The following is a 6,759-nucleotide window of genomic DNA, read 5'->3' as shown; positions in this document are numbered from 1 at the left end:
CCTTCCGCCAGCGGTTCCCGCAGATCGACCTCAACCTCATCGTGGACTACAGCAAGTACCACGACGTCCGCGTGGACAACCAGTTCGCGACCGACACCCTGGTCCCCGATGTGGTGCAGTTGCAGACGCTGCACGACTTCACCCGCTGGAAGCGCCAGGGACTGCTGCTGCACTACAAGCCCGCCGGCTTCGGCAAGCTCCACAAGAAGTTCCGGGACCCGGACGGTGCCTGGGTGGCCGGCATGGTCATCGCCTTCAGCTACCTGTACGACGTCGCGGCGGCCGGGGCCGACGCGCCGCAGTCGCCGCTGGACCTGGTCGACCCGCGCTGGAAGGGCGCCATCGCCTCCTCCTACCCGCACGACGACGACGCGGTGCTCTACCTCTACGCCCTCTACGCCCAGACCTACGGCTGGGACTGGATAGCCGACTTCGCCGCCCAGCAGCCGCAGTTCGCCCGTGGCTCCTTCTCCCCCGGCACCGCGGTCACCAACAAGGAGAAGATCATCGGCGTCGGCACGGGTGGTAGCCCGCTCATCACCACCCCGAACCGCTGGATGATGCCCGACGGGCACCCGTTCGTGGGATGGGGCCAGCGGATCGCGATCCTGAAGCAGGCCGCCAACCCCACGGCGGCCAAGCTCTACCTCAACTGGCAGCTGTCCACCGAGCGTCAGACCTCCAACAGCTGGTCGGTGCGCACCGACATCGCGCCGCCCACCGGCCTGAAGCCGATCTGGGAGTACCCGAACGCCAACGTGGACGGGTTCCCGCGCTTCATGGAGGACCGGGCCCAGGTCGAGCGGCTGAAGCAGACCTTCGCCCTCTACTTCGGCGAGGTCAAGGGCGACCCGACACCCGGCTGGCCCGGTCTGCACCCGGGCGCCTGACCCCGACAGGCCCCGTACCGGTCGGGCCCGAAGGATTCCGGGCCATGTAACGACGTCTTCGCATCCCCACCAGCCCTTCGGCGGGTGGGGACGCCCACACGTGCGGCCGCACCGGAGACGTCGCGTTGACACCCACAGGATTCCCGGTCGCACAAGGGGGCAGCTGAAGCGTCAGGGGTTCATCCGCCTGCCTGACGGCGGTTACCCCGTGTCAGATGCACTCGATCCACACCGTGGCGGTCCACCAGGTGCGCCCGGGTTCCCGACGAGGCTGCCCTGGCTGTCGTAGACGTATCGGCCGCCGCAGGCAGCGCACGCGTTCGCCGCCTGCGGCGTCGGTCCGCTGCCGGTCACCGAGAAGGAGTCGGCCGCACTGGCAATTCCGCGGCCCTGCGCTTCATCGTTCCCGAACGTCCCCGCGATTCCGACTTCCTGTCAGCTCAGCGAAGGCTTCAGTCATCATCGTTTTGACCGGCTTGCCGACGGCCACGATCAGTCGGTGGCCGGGGCGAGGATCGGGTGGGCTGTGCGCTGGGTGATCTTCCAGTGCCCGTTGTCGAGCCGGTAGTGGTCGGTCATCTCGAAGAGGTGTCCGGCGTTCGCGGCCGGGTAGAGGACCGGACCCTCGCCGACGGGGGTGGGTCCGGAGTAGACGATCACGGAGACGGTGCCCTGGGCGGTCCCGTCCCCGACGCTGTGCACGTGCTGGCTGGTGACAAGGTGGCGGACCGTCACCTCGGGACCGGAACGGGCGTTGAGAGCGCCCCGGATCTCGGCATGGCCGCGCAGCTTGCGTCCACGGACCTCGTACAGGGCGTCGGGGACGAGCAGTTCGAGCAGCTCGTCGTACTCGCGACGGTCGTAGTGGTGGAAGAAGGCCGTGTTCAGCCGGGCCAGCGACCAGGCAGTGGCATCCTCGGGAGTCATGCTTTCTCCCCCTTCGGGGTGATGGTGTCCGGGCTGGTCCGGGTCTTGAGGACGAAGTCGAACTCCGTGGTCCGGTAGGGGCCCTGGAAACCGTGTGCGGCGATATCCACGGGGTCTTCGTGCAGGGCGGTGTCCCCCTGCAGGGCGGGGTGGGCGATCTTTGCGCCGACGAAGTCGACGGGGATGACGGGGTCTCCCTGGAAGTAGGTCTCGCCGGTCCAGGGGGTGATCAGATCGGGGTGGTGGACCTCGTAGTGGATGTGGGCCGGGCGGTAGAGGCTGCGGCCGAGGGCTGCGGCGGCCTCGACGACCCTGTCGAGCGCCATGGTGCTGTCATCGGCGTAGGCGACGGGGGTGATGGTGGTGAAGGTGTAGCGGCCGTCGTCGTCGGTGAACAGGTGCCCGCGCAGGTTGTACTTGGGCACTCCGTCGTCCCACACACCGGAGTAGTTGCCGTTGTTGGCCGCGTGGTAGATCTCCACCTTGGCGCCCGCGAGCGGCTGGCCGTGGCCGTCCAGCACGCGCCCGGACACGACCAGCGGGGTGCCGGGCTCGTCCGGCCGCATCGGCAGGACGCCGGGGTTGTCGATACGCGGGGAGCCGGGGATGAACGTGGGACTGGAAACATCCTCGGAAGGGGTGTAGCCGTCCTGGCCACCCTGGAAGAGCTCGCCGTACAGGGGCATGGCGACCAGCGCCAGGGGGACGCCGGTGGCCGTCTGCATCTGCTGCAGCACATCAGTGACGGCATGGATGTCGTCGAAGGTCAGTCCCTCCTCGTCGCGGAGACGGGCCAGGGCGTCCTTGAACGCCTCGACGAGACGTAATGCGCGGGGGTTGATCAGTGCCGGGTCGACGTAGGACGGGTCGGTGATCGTGGTCATTCCGGACTGCTCCTTCGTGGTGGGGGGGATCGGGGCTACTTCGGTGGTGGGCGGTTCGACGAAGTCCTCCGCTGTCGGCCTTGGGTCACACCGCAGGGCCCGCAGACCACGCCGTCGTCGGGGGCGCGCGGCGCCGGCGGTATGACGCAGATCGTGGGGCGGCAGGAGGAGGCCGCCGTGGCGGGACGGCTCCAGTTCACGGTTTCGCCAGCTCGGCCCGGATCTGAGGAAGCACCTTGGTCCCGAGCAGTTCGATGCCGCGCAGAAAGTCGCGCTGCGGCATCCCGCCGACGTCCATCTGCAGGATCTGGCGGGTATGGCCGAGCAGTCCGTGCAGGTGGAGGATGCGGTCGGCGATCTCGTCGGGGCTGCCGACGAAGACCATGCCGCCGGGTTCGAGGGCCGCGGCTCGGTCGGCGCGCGAGGGGGCGGGGCGGCCCAGTTCGGCCAGGCCCTCGGCCATCATGCGGTGCTCGTGGTCCAGATAGGTCGACCGTGCCTGGGTGCCGGACTCGGCGACGAACCCATGCATGGAGATGGCGATGTCCGCCTGCTCTGCGGGGTGACCGGCCTGGGCCCAGGCGGCGCGGTAGGCGTGCCCATAGCGCGCCCAGTGCTCGGGGGTGCCGCCCAGGACGCCGAGGAACATCGGCAGCCCCAACTCGACGGCGCGCCCAACCGAGTCCGGACTGCCGCCGGTGCCCAACCAGATCTTCAGCGGCTGCTCGGGGCGGGGAAAGACGGTGACATCCCGCAGTGGCCGTCTGCGGTGCGGGCCGTGCCAGGTGACCTTCTCATCGGCGTTCACGGCCATCAGCAGGGCGAGTTTGGAGGCGTAGAGCATGTCGTAGTCGTGCTCGTCGTAGTCGAACAGCGGGAACGTGATCGTCGACGAGCCGCGTCCGGCCACGGCTTCGATGCGTCCGGGCGCGAGGGACGCGGCGGTCGCGAGCTGCTGGAACACCCGGATCGGGTCGTCGGTGGACAGGACCGTGACCGTGGTGCCGAGCTTGATCCGGTAAGTGGAGGCCGCGGCGGCGTTGATCACGGAGGTGGGCGAGGACAGCGGCATCGCCCGCATGTGGTGCTCGCCCACCCCGAAGAAGTCCAGACCCACCTCGTCGGCGAGTTGGATGGCCTCCAGCACATCGCGCAGGGCCTGGGCGGTGGGTCCGCGGCTGCCGTCGGCAAGGCGCGGGGTGTTGCCGAAGGAGTAGACGCCGAGTTCGAAGGTCATGTCGGGTTCCTGGCCTCAGTTGCTGATGACGGGCATGGCCCGCCGGTAGCGGGCGTCGGTGAGCTGGGAGACGAGGAACGCGGCGATGTCGGCACGGGTCATGGCGGAGGCGACCTTGTCATGGCCGAGGAAACCCGCGCGGGCGCGGCCGGTGGCGGGCTTGTTCGTCGGATTGGTGATGCGGGCGATGGTGTAGTCGAGATCGGAGCCGGTGACGGCCTCGGTCATGCCCTTCAGCTCGGCCAGCGCGTTGGGGAACATCAGCCCGGCCACGACGGGCAGCACCATGTGCTTCCAGTGGGGCCTGTCCCGCGGATCGGCCAGTGAGGGCGTGGCCAGGCCGATGAACCGGTCCACCTTCTGCGCCTGCATGGCCTGCACGACGGTGCGGGTTCCGTCGGTCACCTGGGTGCCGGTCGTGGACCGCTTCAGGGACGGGCCGAGCGCGCTGATCACCGCGTCGGCGCCGCTGACAGCCTGCTCGACGGCATCGCGGTCGGACAACTGCCCTGCGACGACCGTGAGATGGGAGTGGGTCAGGGCGAGCTTGGCGGGGGTGCGGACCAGGGCGGTGACCTGGTGTCCGCCGTCCAGAAGCTGCTGGACGACCAGGCGGCCGATGCCGCCGGTCGCGCCGAAGACGGTGACACGCATCAGGGGGTTCCTCGCGGTGACGATCAGAAGGTGGGGGGGTAGGGCGGAGAGGGTCAGAAGCTGTACGGCCCGAAGCGGCCCCAGGCCACCAGGGCCGCCAGGACCAGCAGGACGGCGTTGAAGGCGATCGCGCCGGGTTCCTTGCGGCGGGCGTGGGTGATCGCGGCCAGCACCATCACCACGACCAGGCCGGTCGCGGCCAGCGGGGTCAGCACGGGGGCGATGTCGGTCACCGGCGGCAGTATCAGCCCGAGGGCCGCGGCGAACTCCACGATGCCGATGAAACGGACGGTGTTCTGCGAGATATCGGCCACCCAGGGCAGCTGACCGGCCAGCTTCTCCTTGGGCTGGGTGGACTTCATGACACCGGCCATGGCGAACATCGCGGCCAGCACGGCCTGCACGATCCACAAGAGGACGTTCACGTACGGATTCCTTACGGGGTGGGGAGGGAGGGGATGCTCCCTCCCGGGAGCGGGGCGGGCCGGCCGGTCAGGCGTTGAAGACGGCCTCGGAGCGGTCACGGTCCTCGTGCAGGTCCCAGTACAGGGGGGCGATCTGCTCGGGCGTGGCCGTCGGGATGCCCTCGGGTCCGCCGTCACCGATCCAGACGTTGATCGCCACGTGCGCGGCGTGCACGCCGCTGCCGGCCAGCTCCTTGTCCAGGTTGATGACCCAGTTGCGTAGGGCCGCGCCGGCGGCGTTGACGTTGCCGAGCATGGGAATGGGGTCCACCGAACCGCCGCCGGTGGTGAACAGCAGGGTGCCTGCGCCCGCCTCCCGCATCGCGGGCAGGACCGCCTGGGCGGCGGTGATAGCGCCGTAGAAGAGGTACTCGATCTGCGGCTGCAGATCGTCCACCGTGGCCTGCGAGGGGGCGACCATGGTGAGGCCGGGCACCGGGGAGTGCGGGGCCGGCGAGTACTCCAGTACGTCGATGCCGCCGAAGCGGGCCTTCACGGCGTCCAGGGCGGCGGTCAGGGAGGGCCGGTCCAGGACGTCGGCGGTGAACGCCTCGGCGGTGATTCCTTCCTGGCCGAGCCGGCCGACCAGCGTCTGAAGCTTCTCCTTGGTGCGGGAGATCAGGGCGACGTCGAAGCCGCGGCTGCCGAAGGTGCGGGCGATGGCCAGGCCCATACCGGGGCCGGCGCCGATGATGGCGATGGTGGGCACGATCAGATCTCTTTCCCTGAGGCGATGAATGGGATGAATGTGGTGGATCTCAGGAGCAGGCGATGGCGATCTTGCCCAGTGCACCGGCACCGAAGGCGGCAATGGCCTCCGGAGCCTGCTCCAGCGGGTAGGTGGCCGTGATCGGCACACGCAGCGCGCCGGAGGCGGCCTGCTCGGCCAGGGCGGTCAGGGTCGTGGGGACGGTGTCGGCCATCACCGGGTGCACGGTGACGTCCCGGCCCTCGACGGCGTCCTGGGTCAGACCGATGAGGGAGGCGATCCGGCCACCGGATCGCAGCAGGCCGGCGAGCTGAACGCCGTCACCCGCGAGGTGCAGCACCGCGTCCACGCCGTCGGGGGCGATCTCGCGGATATGGGCCGCCAAATCACCGGTGAAGTCCACGAGGTGAACCGGCTCCTTGGTCAGGCCGGTGACGAAGTCGGCCTCCGCGCCGACGCGGGCGGTAGCGATCACCTTCACGCGCCGGGCGGCGGCCAACTGCAGGGCAAGCGCGCCCACGCCGCCGGTAGCGCCCGAGATCAGCACCGTCTCCCCCTCGGCGGGAGCCACCGCGTTCAGGCTGTCCCATGCCGCCGTACCGGCCAGGCCCAGCGCACCCGCGTCCGGTACCGCCAGACCGGCGGGGATCGGGGCCACCCCGTACGCGGCAGGCACCGTGACGTACTCGGCCAGCGACCCTGCTCCGAGGAACGGCTTCCTCACGACGCCGAAGACCGCGTCGCCGACCGCGAAGCCCTCGACGCCCTCACCGACGGCCCGGACCGTGCCCGCGAAATCCTGGCCGAGGACGAGCGGAAACCGGTGCTCGATCATGTCCTGCGCGTAGCCGGCCGCCGTCGCCGCGTCCATGCCGTTCACCGAGGATGCGGCCACCCTCACCAGCAGCTCACCGGCCTCGGGGCGCGGCGTGTCCGCCTCGGTCACGACCGGGGTCGCGGGAACGGATTCCACGACTACAGCACGCATGACGCC

8 protein-coding genes are annotated in these 6,759 nt (G+C 69.7%); 1 reads left to right on the top strand and 7 read right to left on the bottom strand.

The window, feature by feature from the left end; translation table 11 throughout:
• Positions 1-890: ABC transporter substrate-binding protein (locus ACFU53_RS21810; protein WP_383994766.1), on the top strand; the 890-nt coding region annotated here is incomplete at its 5' end.
• 492 nt (positions 891-1,382) lie between these two features.
• Here the strand turns inward: ACFU53_RS21810 and ACFU53_RS21805 are convergent.
• The 7 genes from ACFU53_RS21805 to ACFU53_RS21775 all read right to left on the bottom strand — a co-directional run bounded on the left by ACFU53_RS21805 (position 1,383) and on the right by ACFU53_RS21775 (position 6,753).
• The gene (locus ACFU53_RS21805) at positions 1,383-1,817 is read right to left on the bottom strand and encodes a nuclear transport factor 2 family protein (protein ID WP_383994763.1); all 435 of its coding nucleotides are present in this window, start codon (positions 1,815-1,817) and stop codon (positions 1,383-1,385) included.
• The gene (locus tag ACFU53_RS21800) at positions 1,814-2,701 is read right to left on the bottom strand and encodes a hypothetical protein (RefSeq protein ID WP_383994760.1); all 888 of its coding nucleotides are present in this window, start codon (positions 2,699-2,701) and stop codon (positions 1,814-1,816) included. The genes ACFU53_RS21805 and ACFU53_RS21800 overlap by 4 nt, the downstream gene beginning before the upstream one ends.
• Positions 2,702-2,897: 196 nt before the next feature.
• The gene (locus ACFU53_RS21795) at positions 2,898-3,938 is read right to left on the bottom strand and encodes an LLM class flavin-dependent oxidoreductase (RefSeq protein ID WP_383994757.1); all 1,041 of its coding nucleotides are present in this window, start codon (positions 3,936-3,938) and stop codon (positions 2,898-2,900) included.
• Positions 3,939-3,953: 15 nt separating this feature from the next.
• On the bottom strand, positions 3,954-4,592 hold the full coding sequence (locus tag ACFU53_RS21790; protein WP_383994754.1) for an NAD(P)-dependent oxidoreductase: 639 nt from the start codon (positions 4,590-4,592) through the stop codon (positions 3,954-3,956).
• A gap of 53 nt (positions 4,593-4,645) precedes the next feature.
• Positions 4,646-5,017, bottom strand: coding sequence for a DoxX family protein (locus ACFU53_RS21785; RefSeq protein ID WP_383994751.1), 372 nt, complete (start codon positions 5,015-5,017; stop codon positions 4,646-4,648).
• 67 nt (positions 5,018-5,084) lie between these two features.
• Positions 5,085-5,765, bottom strand: coding sequence for an SDR family NAD(P)-dependent oxidoreductase (locus ACFU53_RS21780; protein ID WP_383994748.1), 681 nt, complete (start codon positions 5,763-5,765; stop codon positions 5,085-5,087).
• 49 nt (positions 5,766-5,814) lie between these two features.
• A complete protein-coding gene (locus ACFU53_RS21775) occupies positions 5,815-6,753 on the bottom strand; it encodes an NADP-dependent oxidoreductase (protein WP_383994745.1) in 939 nt (312 codons plus the stop codon).
• Positions 6,754-6,759: the final 6 nt, after the last annotated feature.

Source organism: Streptomyces sp. NPDC057474 (genome assembly GCF_042802555.1).
Classification (GTDB): domain Bacteria; phylum Actinomycetota; class Actinomycetes; order Streptomycetales; family Streptomycetaceae; genus Streptomyces.
The sequence above is the reverse complement of the archived record's forward strand: the minus strand, read 5'-3'. Positions and strand labels throughout refer to the sequence as shown.

Excerpts from the sequence above, each read along its gene's own strand:
- ACFU53_RS21795 (WP_383994757.1), bottom strand. The coding sequence starts at position 3,938 with ATGACCTTCGAACTCGGCGTCTACTCCTTCGGCAACACCCCGCGCCTT.
- ACFU53_RS21805 (WP_383994763.1), bottom strand. The coding sequence starts at position 1,817 with ATGACTCCCGAGGATGCCACTGCCTGGTCGCTGGCCCGGCTGAACACG.
- ACFU53_RS21775 (WP_383994745.1), bottom strand. The coding sequence starts at position 6,753 with ATGCGTGCTGTAGTCGTGGAATCCGTTCCCGCGACCCCGGTCGTGACC.
- ACFU53_RS21790 (WP_383994754.1), bottom strand. The coding sequence starts at position 4,592 with ATGCGTGTCACCGTCTTCGGCGCGACCGGCGGCATCGGCCGCCTGGTC.
- ACFU53_RS21800 (WP_383994760.1), bottom strand. The coding sequence starts at position 2,701 with ATGACCACGATCACCGACCCGTCCTACGTCGACCCGGCACTGATCAAC.